The following is a 15,819-nucleotide window of genomic DNA, read 5'->3' on the forward strand; positions in this document are numbered from 1 at the left end:
AGTCAGGACGAGGCAAACATTCCCTAATGCATGGCTTGGCGCGTATCAGAAGCGGTCCGGCTCAGACCATCTGCAGCGGTTGCCGACGAGCCGGCGGCGGGAAGGCACCGTCGAGCGTGCTCAGGTCCTCGGCTGACAGCGTCAACTCGGCCGCAGAGGCATTGGCGCGCAGGTGCGTAGCGCTGGCGGATTTGGGTATCACCAGCACCCCGGGCTGACGCAGCGCCCAGGCCAGCGCGACCTGAGCGGGTTGGGCCCCGTGCCGGCGCGCGACATCGACAAGCGCCGGGTGGCGCAGCAGATCACCACCCTGCCCCAACGGGCAATAGGCCATGACCGGCATGCCCTGCGCCTGGCACCAGGGCAAGAGGTCGAACTCGATCCCCCGTTCGGCAGGGTTGTAGAGCACCTGATTGGTCGCGCAGGCCGGCGTGCCCAGCTCGTGCATGTCGTCAAGATCGAAATTCGACACACCCCAGCGACGGATCTTGCCTTGGGCCTTGAGCCGCTCGAAGGCCTCGACCGTTTCAGCCAGCGGGTACTGGCCACGCCAGTGCAGCAGATACAGATCTATGCAGTCGACGCCCAGCCGCCGCAGGCTGCGCTCGCAGGCCTGTGGTACGCCCTGGCGGCTGGCATTGTGCGGATAGACCTTGCTGACCAGAAAGACCCGCTCGCGCCGGTTGCGAATGGCCTCACCGACCACCTCTTCAGCACCGCCTTCGGCATACATTTCCGCGGTGTCGATCAGGGTCATGCCAAGCTCGATGCCCTGCCGAAGCGCGGCCACCTCGTTGCTGCGTTCGGCAGGGTTCTCGCCCATGTGCCAGGTGCCCTGCCCGATCACGGAAAGGGCCGTACCGTCGGCCAACGTCAAGGTTCGCATCAATCCTCTCCTCGTGGCGCGTTCTGCTCTGCAACCGACTCGGCCCAGGGATCGTAGGTACCGAAGTTCCACAGGTGCCCTTCGAGGTCGCGGCAGCTGAAGCCGCGACCACCGTAGTCTTCATCCTTCAACTCGATGACGACCTCAGCGCCCGCGGCCTTGGCCTTGGTGTAAAGGGCATCGGCACTGTTGACGATGACGTAGATGCTCTGGGTGGATACACCACCCACCTCGTCCGGCTGCCTGACCTGGCGACCGTAGGGCGAGTCGCTCACCGGCCCCAGCATCAGCATGCCGCTGCCGAAGCGCAGCTGGGCATGGATGATGCCGGCCTGCGGGTCCTCGACCACGCTTTGCCGCTCGAAATCGAACACCCGGCACAACCAGTCCAGCGCCGCGGGCACGTCGCGATAACGGAGACAGGGGATCAGGTTCGAGGTGGTGTTCTTGCTATACAGGGACATAAATGCTCCTTCCGATTGCCACGGCGTCACCAGCGAACGCCCACATAGCATGTGGACCGACACCGGGCGCGACGTTCCCTCCGCTAGACGCGTTCGGCCAGCCCGAGGCGGATGCCCAGCCCGATCAGCATCGAGCCGAGCACACGATCGAGCCATTGGCTGAGACGCCGATTGCCACGCAACGCCGAGGTCGCTCGGGCTGCCAGCAGCACCAGGCTGCACTCCACGACGATAGCCACCAACACCACCAGCACGCCGAGCCCCAGCAGTTGCAGGGCTACCGGACCCTGATCGGGGCGTACGAACTGCGGCAGAAATGCCATGAAAAAGATCGCCGCCTTCGGGTTGAGGATGTCCACCAGGATGCCCTGGCGATAAGCCTGCCAGGCGCTGGCTCGCGGTACTGGCTTCACGCTGAGCTGGGTACCGCCGGCCGAACGCAACGCCTGGACACCGAGATAAAGCAGGTACACCGCGCCGACATACTTGACCACTGCGAAGGCCAGCGCCGAAGTCGCCAGAATCGCCGAAAGCCCCAGCGCGGCGGCCGCCACGTGCACGAGCGCGCCGCTGCAAACACCGCACGCCGAGGCCACACCGACACGTCGCCCGCCGCTCAGGGTACGCGACAGAACGAACAGCAGATCCGGCCCCGGCGACAGATTAAGCGCCAGGGCAGCCAGGAAGAAAACCAACCAGAACGCCGGATCCGACATCTCGCCCTCGCTCGCCACGACGAAAAAAGACACTGACTTTAGTCCAGCGCGACAACCGTTGCCAGTTCCGCTCAATCCCCGCAGCGATGCATTTCGTCGGATAATTGGCACAAGCACATGCGCTCGACTTTTTATTGTCACCACACTGAACTACCTTTTGCACTGCAGTGTCAAAGCGCCAGTGCCGACCAGGAATTCGGGCGCTTACTCAATCGTCACCTAGCAAAGGATATGCATATGAACGATGAAGCCTCCGTGGCGCTCGTCGCCTCTTCTACTCGCCTCGTCCTGCTGTCGAACAGCGAATCGCCGGACGGCGCGCTCCAACCGTTGCTCATGAGCTGCTCACCGTATCGCCTGACCCGCAGCAATACGCTTCGCCCCGGGCTGAGCGACGCGGACCTGACCCTGGTCGATGTCGGCAGCTTTACGGACGCCGAATGCCTGCGCCTGCTTCGCCAGCTGCGCGATACCCCGACCGCTCTGATCAACGTGCACGTCGAACAGGCGCCGCGGTTGCTGGAGCTGCATCCCTGGCTCAAGGGCGTGTTCTACCCGAGCACCAGCCGCACCAATTTCAGCCGCGGCATCGATGTGATCCTCGATGGCGGCGACTGGCTGCCTCGTGCCCTGATGGAAAAACTGCTTGGCCGCTATCGGCAGCTGACGCACGCCTCGCGCGCCATCGACGACCTGTCGGTTCGCGAAAAGCAAATCCTCGCGCTCGCCGGCAAAGGCCTGTCGAACTCGGAAATAGCCGACCGCCTGCACCTGAGCACGCACACGATCAAGAGCCACATCCACAATGCGCTGAGCAAACTGGGCGCATCCAACCGAGCGCAAGGCGCCTCGCTGCTGATGGGGCATGTGAGCGAGGCCGGCATATGAAAGCCGCCTGCCTGAGTCTGATGTTGCTTGTCGGCATTCAGCAGGCGTATGCCGACGAGGCCGAACTCAAGGGCTTCATCACCAACAACACGATTTCGCGATCCGGCCAGGAGTTCTATCGCAAGTTCTGCGAACGCCTGAACGACACCAGCAAGCTGGACTTCAACCTGGCCGTCAAGGAACGGCCCTCGGCCCGCTGGGGCATCCTGGTCTGGGTTGAACACAACGACCAGCCGCTCTATCGCCGCTTCCTCCAACCAAACGTCAGCGACATGGAGCAGACCGCCTATGACGCAGCCGACTTTGTGGTGGAAGAGCTTAATCGCAGGAAAGTCGAAGCATTGTTCGAAGACACCATTGACCTCGCAAAGGATGAGTTATGAACCGGCCACAACAAAAAACAACCGGCATGCTCCTGGCCGGATTACTGCTCAGCGCAGGCGCCAGCGCCACCGAACTGGTCTATACCCCGGTCAATCCATCGTTCGGCGGCAGCCCGCTGAACGGTGCCTGGCTGCTGGGCAATGCCCAGGCTCAGAACAACAAAAAGGATCCGGATGCGATCGATCGCTCCTCGCTGGCCGGCACCTCGGCACTCGACCGGTTCACCAGCCAGCTCGAGTCGCGTCTGCTCGCCGATCTGTTGAACAAGATGGACGATCCCAACGGGGGCTCGCTGATCACCGATGACTTCATCGTCAATGTCGTCAACCTCGACGGCAACCTGACGGTGGAGATCACCGACCGCCTCACCGGGGAAGTCTCGGAGATCATCGTCAACGGCTACGGCGCCATCAACTAACTGCAAGGAGAGCAAAGGCCATGAGAAGCCTATTCGTTGCCATCGGGATGATGGCCGTTCTGCAGGGCTGCGCCGTACGCGAGCCCATGTCGGCGGACCAGGAAACCCCAACCCTCACGCCCCGTGCCTCGACTTACCAGGATCTGCTCGAGCTGCCTCGCCCTCGCGGGCCTCTGGTGGCTGCCGTCTACGGCTTTCGTGATCAGACAGGACAGTACAAGCCGAGCCCGGCCAGCTCCTTCTCCACCGCCGTTACCCAGGGCGCGGCGAGCATGCTGGTCGACGCCATGCAGGCCAGTGGCTGGTTCATCGTGCTGGAGCGCGAAGGCCTGCAGAACGTGCTGACCGAGCGCAAGATCATCCGCGCCTCGCAAGCCAAGCCGGACGTCGCGCCTAACATCCAGTCGGAGCTGCCTTCGTTGCTGGCGGCCAACATCATCATGGAGGGCGCCATCGTCGCCTACGAAACCAACGTGCGTAGCGGTGGGCAGGGCGCGCGCTATCTGGGCATCGGGGTCTCGCAGGAATATCGGGTCGATCAGGTTACGGTCAACCTGCGCGCCATCGACGTGCGCAGCGGCCAGGTGCTGTCCAATGTGATGACGACCAAGACCATCTATTCCATCGGGCGCAGCGCGAACGTCTACAAATTCATCGAATTCAAGGAACTGCTCGAAGCCGAAGCGGGCTACACCACCAACGAGCCGGCGCAGCTCTGCGTGCTCTCGGCGATCGAGGCGGCCGTCGCTCATCTGATCGCACAAGGGGTCGACCGGCGTCTGTGGCAGACCGCGGACAACACACCGGCAGTGCAGCAAGAACTGGCGAAGTACCTCGCAACACCGAACAAGCTGTAGCGTTTTCGCTGGCGAACCGGCCAGCCGATAAACAAGCGCAACGATTTCAGCCGTTCGATGGATTTGCCCAATCGCGGTTTAGGACAGGATGACCTACCGCGATTCAATCAGGGATGACCGATGGACCAGGTGCAATGGATTGCCCGCAAAGCGCTGTTGCCGTTGCTCGCAGCGCTGACCTCCCCCCTTCTCCAAGCCGCAGGCCTCCAGGGTTCGCTGGACCTCGCCCCCAGCGAGCTCGCAGCCGCCCCGCTTCCCCCAGGCACCCTGCCCCAGTCGGCGGCCAGCCTCACCGCAGCCAACCTCGCACTCATCGCCCAGGTCGGTGACAGCCTGATCGCGACCCTCGTTCAGGACGGCTACGCGCAGGAAGCCTTGATCCTGCAGAGCGGTTATGGGCACGAAGCGGCCATCGAGCAACACGGCATCTACAACCAGGGATCGATCATTCAAAGCGGTGCCGACAACCAGGCCCGTATCGAACAGTTCGGCGCAGCCAACAGCGCGCTGATCGAACAGACCGGCACCGGACATCGCAGTCGCGTCACGCAGCATGGCCAGGGTCTGGATCTAGTGGTACGTCAGTACCGCTAACGCAAAGCACCACCAGGAAGTACCGCTGAAAACATTCCATGGAGAGACAATAATGTTCAAGATCAAACCCCTTGTAGCTGCCCTTCTGACCATCGCTGCCGCCCAGGCATTCGCCGCGGACAATCGATCCGAACAACGCCAGAACGGCATCGACAACCTGGCGCAGGTCGAGCAGCACGCCGGCAGCGCGAACATGGCCACGCAACTCCAGAGCGGCTGGGGTAACGACGCGATGGTCGTGCAGAGCGGCTCGCACGCTTCGTCTACCCTGCAGACCCAGATCGCCAACTTCCATCAAGCGAACATCAACCAGACGTTGGCCGTCCACAGCAGCGTCGAGCAGTGGCAGAACGGCAAGGGCAACGACGCCGTCGCCAACCAGACCGCCACCTGGGGCAGCCGCATCGAACAGCGCCAGCACGGCTATGCCAACACGGCGGACTCCGCTCAGACCGGCACCCACGACACCACCACCGTGACGCGGCAGCAGGGCAATAACAACGTTGCTTCCAGCTACCAGGCCGCCACCCATGGCAGCCAAGCGGCCCTGTACCAGGCCGGCAACTTCAACGATGCCAACGTCGGTCAAACGGCAAGCATCAACGATCGGGCGTTGATCGACCAGCAGGGCAACGACAACGCTGCAACCGTCGGACAGAACTGGAGCATAGGTTCGGTCGCGGAAGTCGAGCAGGTCGGCAATCGCAATGATGCCTCCGTGCACCAGACCGGCACGCGTCAAGAGGCCTATACCTACTCGAGCGGCGACGACAACAACCTGAACGTCGACCAGCGCGGCGGTTACCAGAACGCCTTCGTGTATCAAGCGGGTAACGAGAACGATGCCGACGTCGCCCAGCGGGGCAGCGGCAACACCGCCAACACCGATCAGAACGGTTTCGCCAATACCGCGGCAATCGATCAGGACGGTCGCAACCAGCTGGCCACCGTCGGCCAGGCTGGCACCTACAACGACGCCATGGTCGACCAGCAGGGCAAAGGCAACGAGCTGAACTTCAATCAGTCGGGCGCTCTGAACCGCCTGGCCGCCGTTCAGGAAGGCGAAGGCAACCGGATTACCGGTTCGAGCAACATCGCCGGCAACGACGTCGACATCGCCCAGGACGGCGATTTCAACTTGGCCAACGTCAACCAGTTCGGCACCAGCCAGGCCGCGACCGTGTCCCAGTACGGCGAGAGCCACCTGGCCACGGTCTTGCAGAACGGCAGCGGCAACGAGGCGTTGGTGGCCCAGAGCGGCATGGGCAACAACGCATTGATCAGCCAGGCAGGCTTCAACAACATGGCGGTGGTCAACCAACACTGACGCCGCACCAACCAGAGCGGCCGGCCCCTGTGCCGGCCGTTTCTTTTTCCGCGCGGCACCGGCTGCGGACGCAAGGGGCGATGCGACCCGACGCCCTCATACAGACCGCGGCGACGGCCAGCGCTGCCAAACCCAGCCCCACCGTCGCCGGCGTTCATTTATAAGCTGCTCCCTCGATAAAACGATGAAAATCAAAGCGTTTTATGGTATCTCCGCTGCGTCTGAGCGCTGTCGCGCGGCGCTGTGCGGCGCGTGAAGCCCGCACGCTCGGGCCATTCATACAAGCAGTGCCAACTGCACCCAAGGAGTACACCGATGAAACGCAGCCTCAGCACCGCCCTTCTCGCGGCGGGATTGGCTTCTGCCGGCCAGGTCATGGCCGACCCCATGCTTTGGCAGGACAACAGCCTGACCTATCTGTACGGGAAGAACTTCGCCGTCGACTCGGGCGAGGACGGCCGCGAGGCTTCCATTCAGCAGACCATCACCTTCGAACACGCCAGCGGCTGGACCTGGGGCGACATGTTCCTGTTCGTCGATCACAAGTGGTTCAACGGGCATTCCGGCAAGGATGGACGCACCTACTACGGTGAGTTCAGCCCGCGCCTCTCGCTGAGCAAGACCACCGGCCGGGACTTCAGCTTCGGTCCGGTCACCGATGTTCTGCTCTCGGCGACCTACGAGCGCGGCGAAGGCCGCAACCGCAACTACCTGCTCGGCCCCGCCGTCGATCTCGCGGTCCCGGGCTTCGATCGCCTGTCGATCAACACCTATTACCGCAAACCCGACGGCATCACCGGCCAGGCCAGCGGGCAATGGCAGATCACCCCGACCTGGGCCATGACCGTTCCGGTGGGCAAATCCGACATCCTCTTCGATGGCTTCATCGACTGGGTCGTCAACGACGCCGGCTCCCGCTCGAAGGGCGACTTCGTGGCGAAGAACCTGCACATCAACCCACAGGTCAAGTACGACCTGGGCAAGGCACTGGCGCGCACGCCCGGCAAACTTTACGTCGGTATCGAGTATGACTATTGGTCTGACAAGTACGGCATCGAGGACAGCCATGCCTTCAACACCGACAACAATGTGACCAACTTCATCGTCAAGGCGCATTTCTGACCGCGCGGCGATAGCGCCAGCATGGCTACAGCGGGTCGAGGCGTCTGAACACCAGCGCCTTGAGCCCGCTGTCCTCGCTGATGTCGGGAAACTCCGGCGGGTTTTCCAGGCGCTGCTGGAATACCAAGGCTGGCGCTTCGGCCGCCATGCTCTGGATGAGGAAGTCCGGGCCGGTATCCGGATCGTTGATGCAGGCCAGCACCGTGCCGCTCTCAGTGAGCAGCTCCGGCAGGCGTCGCAGAATCTTCTGATAATCGCGGCTCAGCGCGAAGCTGCCCTTCTGAAAGGAAGGCGGGTCGATGATCACAAGATCATAGGGCCCGGTCTTCTTTACCTTGCCCCAGGACTTGAACAGCTCGTGGCCCAGAAAGCTGACCCGTCCGAGGTCATGGTCGTTGAGCCGATGGTTATCCCGCCCCCGGCTCAGCGCTGCGCGGGCCATGTCCAGGTTGACCACGTGCTCGGCGCCTCCGGCGATGGCCGCTACCGAGAATCCGCAGGTGTAGGCGAACAGGTTGAGCACGCGCTTGCCACGCGCCTGCTCCTGCACCCAGCGCCGGCCGTAGCGCATGTCGAGAAACAACCCGTTGTTTTGCTTGATGCCCAGGTCGAGCTTGTAACGCAGCCCGTTTTCACTAATCAGCCACTCCTCGATCGGCTCGCCGAGCAGCTGCTGCATATGGCTGTCGGGCAGGTAGCGGTGTTGCAGCAACAAGGTATGAGCGCCGCTCGATTGCCAGGCTGGCGTCTCGGTCAGCGCTCCGAGCATCCGGATCAACGCGTCCAGTTCGGCGGCGGCCGGTTCACGAAACAGTGAAACCAGTACCACGCCTTGCAACCAGTCCACCGTGACGTGCTCGAGCCCGGCCCAGCAGCGCCCGCGGCCATGGAACATCCGGCGGGTTTCGTCCGGTACCTGGCTCAGAGCTTGGCTGAGGTGCTGTTGCAGTGTCGCGAGGGCATCAGGCTGCATATTCAATCGTCTCGAGAAAGGCGCGCGCATTCTAAACGCGAACCGGCACGCCTGCAGGGCCGCTCCTGGATCGAGCCGTGTCGGGCACCCTGCGTGTGCCGCCCGAGACGCCAACGAAGCGCGCGGTTTAGGCTGCCTGGCCGGCGCGAACGACGCACCCGCCGAGCCTTCGAGAACAGTCTGGGGAGCGCGTGTTACTACCTGCTGCAAGCCGGGTTCGTCGGCTAACAGGCCGTCACGCCGGGCTGGGTGACTTAGCAGCGCGGCGCGCCTTGGGAGCGGCTTTGCGTGTGGTGCCCTTGCGCTTTTTCCACGGCGCACGGCGGCCGGCTGGAGCAGCGGGCCCACTGATGGTCAGGCGTACGCCCTTGCAGCGCTCGACCTGCTTGCTCATCCATGCCGATTGTTTGCTGACGAATTCCTCCAGGCTCATTTCCCCGCTCTGCACCATGTCCAGCGCCTGCTCCCAGATCGCCGTGGTGCCGGGGTCGGCGATGGCCCGCGGCACCGCATCGATCAGGCTGAAGGCCGCCGGTGTCGCCGCCAAGGCCTTGCCCTGCTTGGTCAGATAGCCGCGGTCGAGCAGCCCCTGGATGATCCCCGCGCGCGTCGCCTCGGTGCCGATGCCGGTGGTGTCCTTGAGCTTCTGTTTCAGCTTGGGATCGTCCACCAGCTTGGCGACGTTCTTCATCGCCTTGATCAGGTCGCCTTCGGTGAACGGTTTGGGTGGCTGCGTCCAGAGGTCCTTGAAGGTCAGGTCGCGAACCGGGCAGGTTTGCCCTTCACGCAGCGCCGGCAGCGTCTGCGGCATTGGCGCTTCACGGCCGCGACTGGCCGCCAGCGCCTCGGGCAAGGCGCGTTTCCAACCCGGTTCGACGATCTGTTTACCGACCGCCCGCAACGCCTGGCCGGCGCAGTCGAGATCGGCCTGGGTCCGGTCGTACTCATGCGCGGGCAGAAACTGCGCCAGGTAGCGGGCGCGGATCAGCGCATAGACCGCCCGCGGTTTGCCGCTCAGGCGCTCGAAGGCGCGAGCCGCTGCCGTCGGGATGATGCCGTGGTGAGCGCCTACCTTGGCATCGTTCCAGGCGCGCGACTTGCGCCGGGGCTCGAGGTGCGGCGCGAGTTCACCGAGGGACGGATCGGCCTGCGCCAGCGCGGCCAGAATGCCCGGCGCCTCGCCGTGCTGGCTCACCGGCAGGTAGCCGCAATCGCTGCGCGGATAGGTGATCAGCTTGTGGGTTTCGTATAGGGACTGAGCAATATCCAGGGTTTCCTGAGCGCCCAGGCCGAGCTTCTTCGAGCAGATCTCCTGCAGGGTGCCAAGATCGAACGGCAACGGCGCGGCTTCACGCACGCGCTCGGTCTTGAGCCGTTGAATCTGCGCCTCGCCGGCCGCCCGCATGGCCTCGGCGGCTCGCTGCGCCAGCGCCTGGTCGAGGCAACGCCCCTGATCGTCGCAGTGCTCATCCGGTGCGCGCCACTGCGCGGTGAACGGCATGTCGCCGTCGCCCAGCAGCTGTACCTCGATGGCCCAGAACGGCTGCGGTACGAAGTCGGCGATGCTGCGATCACGGTCGACCACCAGGCGCAGCGTTGGCGTCTGCACCCGACCCACCGGCAACACGCCCTGATAACCGGACTGCCGGCCGAGCAGCGTGAACAATCTGCTCATATTCATGCCGATCAGCCAGTCGGCACGTGAGCGCCCCAGCGCCGATTGATACAGATTGAACGTTTCGGCCCCCGCGCGTAGTGCACCGAGCGCCTTGCGAATCGAGGCATCATCCAGCGCCGACAGCCACAGCCGCTGGATCGGCCCCCGATAGCGACAATGCTCGACCAGCTCGCGAGCGATCATCTCGCCCTCGCGGTCGGCATCGGTGGCGATTACCAGCTCCTGCGCCTCACCCAGCAGCCGCTTGACCGCCTTGTACTGGCTCGCCGTCTTGGGCTTGACCAGCATCTTCCAGCGTTCGGGGACGATGGGCAGATCGCCCAGCACCCAGCGCTTGTAGCGCGCGTCGTAACTGTCCGGCGGCGCGGTTTCCAGCAGGTGGCCGATGCACCAGGTCACGGTGACACCAGCCCCCACCCAGCACCCCTCGCCCCGCCGCGTAGCACCGAGCACCTGGGCGATGTCCTTGGCCTGGGAAGGTTTTTCGCAGAGAAACAGCCGCATCAGGTCATCACCCGTTCGCTTCGCAATGGCCGATAGCATGCGCAGCGCAGGGGCAGCAGGCAAGGTTTATCTGTATGGATATACAGATACTACTTAAACGGGTGGGACGAAGGCGGCGGGCCAGCTTCGCCTGTCGGTCAGCAGCAGAACCTAGCCTGAGCTGCACGGTTCTGATGTCTGCCTGGCCCGCGCCGCTCAGCCGCTGCGGATAGACACAACCGAGGGGGGTGCAGCTGGAGCGCCAGAGATGCTTCCGTTGCAACGGCCGCGTGCGCCCCACGCAGCGCATCGCAGAAACCGCACATCAATCAAACGTCACCTTCGCCCCCGCATAGATCGTCCGCCCTGGCGCGGGCTCGTAGTAGCGGCCGGAGCTAGCGTTGATGCGCAGGTTGTCGTAGTAGTCGCGCTCCAGCAGGTTGTCGATGCCGACGTAGGGCTCCCACCGCTGATCGCCCAACACCAGCCGCCAGCCCAGGCGGGCATTGGTTACCGCGTAGCCGGGTACGCGGTCGAGGTTGGCGTTGTCTGCGTACTGCTGGTCATAGGCGTTGACGTTCACCCGTGCATACCAGTCGTCGCGGTCATAGCTGACCTCGGCGAACAGACTTTGCCTCGGAATACCTGGGATGCGGTTGCCATCGAAGTCCTCGAACTGGTCGTAACGGTAGCGGTTGTAGCTCCAGGCCCCAGTCAGTCGCCAGAAGCGCCCCACTAGCCAGTCCCCGCTGAGCTCGACACCGTCGCGACTGGAGTGGCCCGCGTTGGTATAGAAGATTCGTCCGTCGCCTTCCGGGATCAGCTCGTCCTCGATGCGCATGCTGTAGAGCACCGCTTCGTAGCGCAATCCCGGGTACTCGCCCTTCAAGCCAATCTCGCGATTGACCGACTGCGCCGGACCGAGCGAGGGATTGAAGCCGCCCCCGTCTGGGTTGGCCATTTCGTTGATTGTCGGCGTCTCGAACGAGGTTGCGTAACGCATGTACGCCACATGATGGGCGTCCAGTTGCCGGCTCAGCCCCAGGCTGTAGTTCCAGTCCTCCAGGTTGCGTTCGCCCGAGGCATCATCAGCGTCGCTCAGGTAACGGTCCTTGGCTTCGAGCCGCACGCTGTCATAGCGCACGCCAGCGGTGAGCAGCCAGGCATCGCCGAGGCTCAGCTGGTCCTCGATGAACACGCCCCGGCTGTCCGCCGTTTCGCGCTGGCGCTGCGTCAGGGCGCCGGTGATGCCGCCCGGCAGGTTGTCGTTCCGCGAGCGTTCATCGCGCTGGCTCTCCAGGTCCATTCCGACCGTCAACTGATGCGGCAGGCCCGCCAGTTCACGGTGAAAGGTGCGCTGCGCGCCCACCCCGGCGAACCAGCGGTCGTAGGCGGTCTGGCCATCGCCCTCCAGCGGCAGACGGTTGCTGAACTCACGCTGGCCGTAATAGCTGCGCAACTGGTACGTATCGTCGCCGGCGGCCTGCCCATCCCAGACCAGCGAAAGGCGTTGTTGCTCGACGGTCTCGTCTGAATCGAACTGAAGGCTCTGTGGCCGCGCCTGGGAACGATCGGCCCGGACCTGATCCAGCGTCAGGCCACCGGGGTCTTCGGCTCGGTTGTAGATCGCATGCAGGGTGAGCCCGAGCGTGCCGCCCTCCCCGTGCCAACGCAGCTTGCCGGTGAGGTGGTTGGTTTCGGCAGTCCCGTGGCTGCGGTAGCCGTCGAGCTGCGTTGCGTTGACCGCGAGCAAGGCGCCCAGCGACCCGGCGCTGCCGCTGGTTTCCGCGCGCATGCGCCGGTAGCCCAGTTCGCCACCGGTCACCTCGACCTGAGTGCGCGGCGTGTCGCCTGGTTGTCGCGTCTCGATCGCCAGGACGCCCCCTGCGGCATTGCCGTAAATGGTCGACGAGGGGCCGCGAATCACCTCGATGCGCTCCACCAGCGAGGTATCCAGCCCGTCCATTTCGGTCTGCCCATCGGGCATCGTCAAGGGCACACCATCGACCAGCACCCGCACACCACGAACGCCAAAACTGGACCGGGACCCGAAACCACGAATCGACAAGCGCATGCCTTGCGCCAGGTTGTAGCGGCTCTGCGAAAGCGCGCCCGGAACAGGCCCGAGCAAGCTGTCGAGGGTGAGCAGCTGCTCACCCGGCCGGTCCTGCGCCGACACGGCGGACACCGCCATCGGCAAGGTAAACCAGTCGGATTCCGCCCGGGGCGAACTCACCCACAGAGGGTCGAGCGTGAGCGGTTCGCTCGTCTGTGCGAGCAAGGGTCCGGTTGCCAACGAGAGCGATCCGGCAAGAAAAAGTCGATACATGGTTGAGCCTTGTTGTTGTGGAGTGACGTTACTTCCGCCAACCGCTGCTGCCGGGCAAGCCGCTCGAGAGCGCTGACCGAGAGGAAGCGATTAGGCAGCCTTGGCGCAGGCCGAACCGGAGCGGTTTTTAAAACTACAGAACGGATCTGGTGCGGAAAACCTGCATAAGCCTGCTCGTCATCAACGCAACGCACATGCCAAGCGAGCCTTGAGACATCACCGATCGCCGTTTGGGTCCGAAATAATCCGCCGGCCGCCAGTTCTGCTGCCTTGGCAGGCCGTTCTGCATCGCCGTCTCTAAATCCTGCCTGCTATCGCCAGGCCTGCTGGCACCGCTTCCCTGTCGCAGCGACGCGACAGCTGTCGCAGCCGTGCAACGGTCCGGCTGCGACAGGCCGCTTCAGCCGCGGCGACACGTGACCGCCCGAGGCCGCGCCATACCAGGCTTTGCAGCCAAATCGGAACGGCTGGCACAGCGGTTGCTCTCCCAGAAAGACCTGCCCCACGGGGCGGCCAGACCAATAACAAGAGAGAGCACGCTATGAATCAATTCGATCCCTGTTCGGGCCGACGGCCCGCCGCCCTGCTTGGCGCCAGCCTTGCTGCCCTACTGTCCCTGCCGTTGCACGCCGCTGAAGTCGATGGCAAGCGCATCGCCAATGCCGACGCCGAACCCGGCAACTGGATGAGCCACGGCCGCGACTACGGCGAGCAGCGCTTCAGTCCACTGAAGAAGATCACCGACGCCAACGTCGACGAACTCGGGCTGGCCTGGAGCTACAAGCTCGACATCGACCGCGGCGTCGAAGCCACGCCCATCGTGGTCGATGGCGTCATGTACACCACCGGGCCGTTCTCCATCGTCTACGCGCTGGACGCACGCACCGGCAAGGAAATATGGAAGTACGACCCCAAGTCCGACCGTTCCCGCGCGGGTGAGGCCTGCTGCGATGCGATCAACCGCGGCGTTGCCGTGTGGAAGGGCAAGGTCTACGTCGGTGTGCTCGATGGCCGCCTCGAAGCCATCGACGCCAAGACCGGCGAGCGCGTCTGGTCGGTGGATACCCGCTACGACAAGGAACGCAGCTACTCCATCACCGGTGCACCACGGGTCGTGAGCGGCAAGGTGGTGATCGGCAACGGCGGTGCCGAATTCGGCGTGCGCGGCTATGTCACCGCCTACGATGCCGAAACCGGTGATCAGGCCTGGCGCTTCTTCACCGTGCCGGGTGATCCGGACAAGCCTGCCGAAGGCAAGGGCATGGAGATCGCTAAGAAGACCTGGCACGGCCGCGCCTTCGTCGAACAGGGCGGCGGCGGTACTGCCTGGGACTCCTTCGCCTACGACCCGGAGCTGAACCTGCTCTACATCGGCGTCGGCAACGGCTCGCTGTGGGACCCGACCTGGCGCAGCGAGGGCAAGGGCGACAACCTGTTCCTGTCCTCCATCGTCGCGGTCAACGCCGACACCGGCGAGTACGTCTGGCACTACCAGACCACGCCGGGCGATGCCTGGGACTACACCGCCACCCAGCACATGATCCTGGCTGACTTGGAGATCAAGGGCAAACAGCACAAGGTGCTGATGCAGGCGCCGAAGAACGGCTTCTTCTACGTCATCGACCGCGCCACCGGCGAGCTGCTCTCGGCCGAGAACATCGTGCCGATCAACTGGGCCAAGGGCGTCGATCTGAAGACCGGCCGCCCCATCGTCGACGACGAGGCGGCTGCCTACTGGAAGGGCGAGAAGAAGGCCAAGCTGGTCCAGCCTGGCTTCTGGGGCGCGCATGACTGGCACCCGATGTCCTACAACCCGAACACCGGGCTGGTCTACATCCCGGCGCACATCATGTCGGCCTGGTACGAGCACGTGCCGGATGCGCCCGCTCGCAACAAGTTCAAGAGCATGTACCAGCTGGGCCTGAAGACCGGAATGATGCCCGAGGACCCGGAAGGCCTCGGCAAGTACGCCGACACCTGGTCCGGCAAGCTGATCGCCTGGGATCCGGTCAAGCAGCAGCAGGCGTGGGAAGTACCCTACGTCACCATCTTCAACGGCGGCACCTTGAGCACCGCCGGCAATCTGGTGTTCGAAGGCAGCGCCGACGGCCGCGTCATCGCCTATGCCGCCGACACTGGCAAGAAGCTCTGGGAGCAGCCGGCCGCCAGCGGCGTGATGGCCGCGCCCATCACCTACAGCGTGGACGGCGAGCAGTACGTTACCTTCATGGCGGGCTGGGGCGGTGCCTTCTCCACCTTTGCCGGCGCCCTGTCGCTGCGCGCCGGCGTACAGCCCTACGCCCAAGTGCTCACCTACAAGCTCGGCGGCACGGCCGAATTGCAGGAACCGGCCCCGCGTGAAGATGCACCCAAGCCACCACCATTGACTGCCGATGCCGCCACCGTCGAAGCGGGCGCCAAGCTCTACGACGGCTACTGCTCGCAGTGCCACGGCATCCACGCGGTCAGCGGCGGCGTGTTGCCGGACCTGCGCATGCTCACCCCGGAAAAGCATAAGCAGTTCCTCGGCATCCTCCACGGCGCGCGCATTCCGGATGGCATGCCGTCGTTCGCAGAGGCCTTCGACATGGAGCAGATGGGCCAAATCCATCAATACCTGATCAAGCGTGCCCACGACCGTCTGGAACACGGCCCGGACGACCTGCCACAGCCGACCCAGAAAACGGCCAGCAACTGACC

Annotated in this window: 14 protein-coding genes; 8 read left to right on the forward strand and 6 right to left on the reverse strand. The window is 64.0% G+C overall.

The window, feature by feature from the left end; genetic code table 11:
• Positions 1-61: 61 nt before the first annotated feature.
• The 3 genes from KCX70_RS16040 to KCX70_RS16050 all read right to left on the reverse strand — a co-directional run bounded on the left by KCX70_RS16040 (position 62) and on the right by KCX70_RS16050 (position 2,066).
• Positions 62-886: an aldo/keto reductase gene (locus KCX70_RS16040; RefSeq protein ID WP_212618128.1), complete on the reverse strand. Its 825-nt coding sequence runs from the start codon at positions 884-886 to the stop codon at positions 62-64.
• A complete protein-coding gene (locus KCX70_RS16045; RefSeq protein ID WP_021206667.1) occupies positions 886-1,350 on the reverse strand; it encodes a VOC family protein in 465 nt (154 codons plus the stop codon). Before KCX70_RS16045 ends, KCX70_RS16040 begins: the two co-directional genes overlap by 1 nt.
• Before the next feature lie 83 nt (positions 1,351-1,433).
• Entirely contained in the window at positions 1,434-2,066 is a 633-nt protein-coding gene (locus KCX70_RS16050; protein ID WP_212620363.1) for a LysE family translocator, read from the reverse strand.
• A 237-nt stretch (positions 2,067-2,303) separates the two neighbouring features.
• On the opposite strand from KCX70_RS16050, the gene KCX70_RS16055 reads away from it, so the two are divergent.
• From KCX70_RS16055 to KCX70_RS16085, 7 genes are all read left to right on the forward strand, one after another.
• Positions 2,304-2,954, forward strand: a complete 651-nt coding sequence (locus tag KCX70_RS16055) for a helix-turn-helix transcriptional regulator (protein ID WP_212618129.1) — start codon at positions 2,304-2,306, stop codon at positions 2,952-2,954.
• Positions 2,951-3,337, forward strand: a complete 387-nt coding sequence (gene csgE / locus KCX70_RS16060; protein WP_021206670.1) for a curli production assembly/transport protein CsgE — start codon at positions 2,951-2,953, stop codon at positions 3,335-3,337. The genes KCX70_RS16055 and csgE overlap by 4 nt, the downstream gene beginning before the upstream one ends.
• The gene (locus KCX70_RS16065) at positions 3,334-3,756 is read left to right on the forward strand and encodes a curli assembly protein CsgF (RefSeq protein ID WP_021206671.1); all 423 of its coding nucleotides are present in this window, start codon (positions 3,334-3,336) and stop codon (positions 3,754-3,756) included. The genes csgE and KCX70_RS16065 overlap by 4 nt, the downstream gene beginning before the upstream one ends.
• A gap of 20 nt (positions 3,757-3,776) precedes the next feature.
• Positions 3,777-4,613 carry a CsgG/HfaB family protein gene (locus tag KCX70_RS16070; protein ID WP_102847152.1) on the forward strand — a complete coding sequence of 279 codons (837 nt, stop codon included), beginning with the start codon at positions 3,777-3,779 and terminating at the stop codon, positions 4,611-4,613.
• 120 nt (positions 4,614-4,733) lie between these two features.
• A complete protein-coding gene (locus KCX70_RS16075; protein ID WP_102853461.1) occupies positions 4,734-5,207 on the forward strand; it encodes a curli production assembly protein CsgB in 474 nt (157 codons plus the stop codon).
• A 52-nt stretch (positions 5,208-5,259) separates the two neighbouring features.
• Positions 5,260-6,534: a hypothetical protein gene (locus tag KCX70_RS16080; protein WP_212618130.1), complete on the forward strand. Its 1,275-nt coding sequence runs from the start codon at positions 5,260-5,262 to the stop codon at positions 6,532-6,534.
• 315 nt (positions 6,535-6,849) lie between these two features.
• Positions 6,850-7,656, forward strand: coding sequence for an outer membrane protein OmpK (locus KCX70_RS16085; protein ID WP_102853463.1), 807 nt, complete (start codon positions 6,850-6,852; stop codon positions 7,654-7,656).
• A 25-nt stretch (positions 7,657-7,681) separates the two neighbouring features.
• Here the strand turns inward: KCX70_RS16085 and KCX70_RS16090 are convergent, their stop codons facing one another.
• The 3 genes from KCX70_RS16090 to KCX70_RS16100 form a co-directional block, all read right to left on the reverse strand.
• Entirely contained in the window at positions 7,682-8,629 is a 948-nt protein-coding gene (locus tag KCX70_RS16090; RefSeq protein WP_212618131.1) for a class I SAM-dependent methyltransferase, read from the reverse strand.
• Positions 8,630-8,864: 235 nt separating this feature from the next.
• The gene (locus tag KCX70_RS16095; protein WP_212620364.1) at positions 8,865-10,811 is read right to left on the reverse strand and encodes a DNA topoisomerase III; all 1,947 of its coding nucleotides are present in this window, start codon (positions 10,809-10,811) and stop codon (positions 8,865-8,867) included.
• Positions 10,812-11,115: 304 nt separating this feature from the next.
• A complete protein-coding gene (locus KCX70_RS16100; protein WP_212618132.1) occupies positions 11,116-13,119 on the reverse strand; it encodes a TonB-dependent receptor family protein in 2,004 nt (667 codons plus the stop codon).
• 541 nt (positions 13,120-13,660) lie between these two features.
• On the opposite strand from KCX70_RS16100, the gene KCX70_RS16105 reads away from it, so the two are divergent.
• Positions 13,661-15,817 (forward strand): PQQ-dependent dehydrogenase, methanol/ethanol family, encoded by a 2,157-nt coding sequence (locus KCX70_RS16105; RefSeq protein WP_212618133.1) that lies wholly within the window; start codon positions 13,661-13,663, stop codon positions 15,815-15,817.
• Positions 15,818-15,819: the final 2 nt, after the last annotated feature.

Source organism: Stutzerimonas stutzeri, from assembly GCF_018138085.1.
Classification (GTDB): domain Bacteria; phylum Pseudomonadota; class Gammaproteobacteria; order Pseudomonadales; family Pseudomonadaceae; genus Stutzerimonas; species Stutzerimonas stutzeri_AI.

What these genes read in the sequence shown, in the direction of transcription:
- KCX70_RS16090 (WP_212618131.1), bottom strand. Translation starts at nt 8,629, where the DNA reads ATGCAGCCTGATGCCCTCGCGACACTGCAACAGCACCTCAGCCAAGCT.
- KCX70_RS16045 (WP_021206667.1), bottom strand. Translation starts at nt 1,350, where the DNA reads ATGTCCCTGTATAGCAAGAACACCACCTCGAACCTGATCCCCTGTCTC.
- KCX70_RS16050 (WP_212620363.1), bottom strand. Translation starts at nt 2,066, where the DNA reads ATGTCGGATCCGGCGTTCTGGTTGGTTTTCTTCCTGGCTGCCCTGGCG.
- KCX70_RS16070 (WP_102847152.1), top strand. Translation starts at nt 3,777, where the DNA reads ATGAGAAGCCTATTCGTTGCCATCGGGATGATGGCCGTTCTGCAGGGC.
- KCX70_RS16080 (WP_212618130.1), top strand. Translation starts at nt 5,260, where the DNA reads ATGTTCAAGATCAAACCCCTTGTAGCTGCCCTTCTGACCATCGCTGCC.
- KCX70_RS16040 (WP_212618128.1), bottom strand. Translation starts at nt 886, where the DNA reads ATGCGAACCTTGACGTTGGCCGACGGTACGGCCCTTTCCGTGATCGGG.
- csgE (WP_021206670.1), top strand. Translation starts at nt 2,951, where the DNA reads ATGAAAGCCGCCTGCCTGAGTCTGATGTTGCTTGTCGGCATTCAGCAG.
- KCX70_RS16095 (WP_212620364.1), bottom strand. Translation starts at nt 10,811, where the DNA reads ATGCGGCTGTTTCTCTGCGAAAAACCTTCCCAGGCCAAGGACATCGCC.
- KCX70_RS16075 (WP_102853461.1), top strand. Translation starts at nt 4,734, where the DNA reads ATGGACCAGGTGCAATGGATTGCCCGCAAAGCGCTGTTGCCGTTGCTC.
- KCX70_RS16055 (WP_212618129.1), top strand. Translation starts at nt 2,304, where the DNA reads ATGAACGATGAAGCCTCCGTGGCGCTCGTCGCCTCTTCTACTCGCCTC.
- KCX70_RS16065 (WP_021206671.1), top strand. Translation starts at nt 3,334, where the DNA reads ATGAACCGGCCACAACAAAAAACAACCGGCATGCTCCTGGCCGGATTA.
- KCX70_RS16100 (WP_212618132.1), bottom strand. Translation starts at nt 13,119, where the DNA reads ATGTATCGACTTTTTCTTGCCGGATCGCTCTCGTTGGCAACCGGACCC.
- KCX70_RS16105 (WP_212618133.1), top strand. Translation starts at nt 13,661, where the DNA reads ATGAATCAATTCGATCCCTGTTCGGGCCGACGGCCCGCCGCCCTGCTT.
- KCX70_RS16085 (WP_102853463.1), top strand. Translation starts at nt 6,850, where the DNA reads ATGAAACGCAGCCTCAGCACCGCCCTTCTCGCGGCGGGATTGGCTTCT.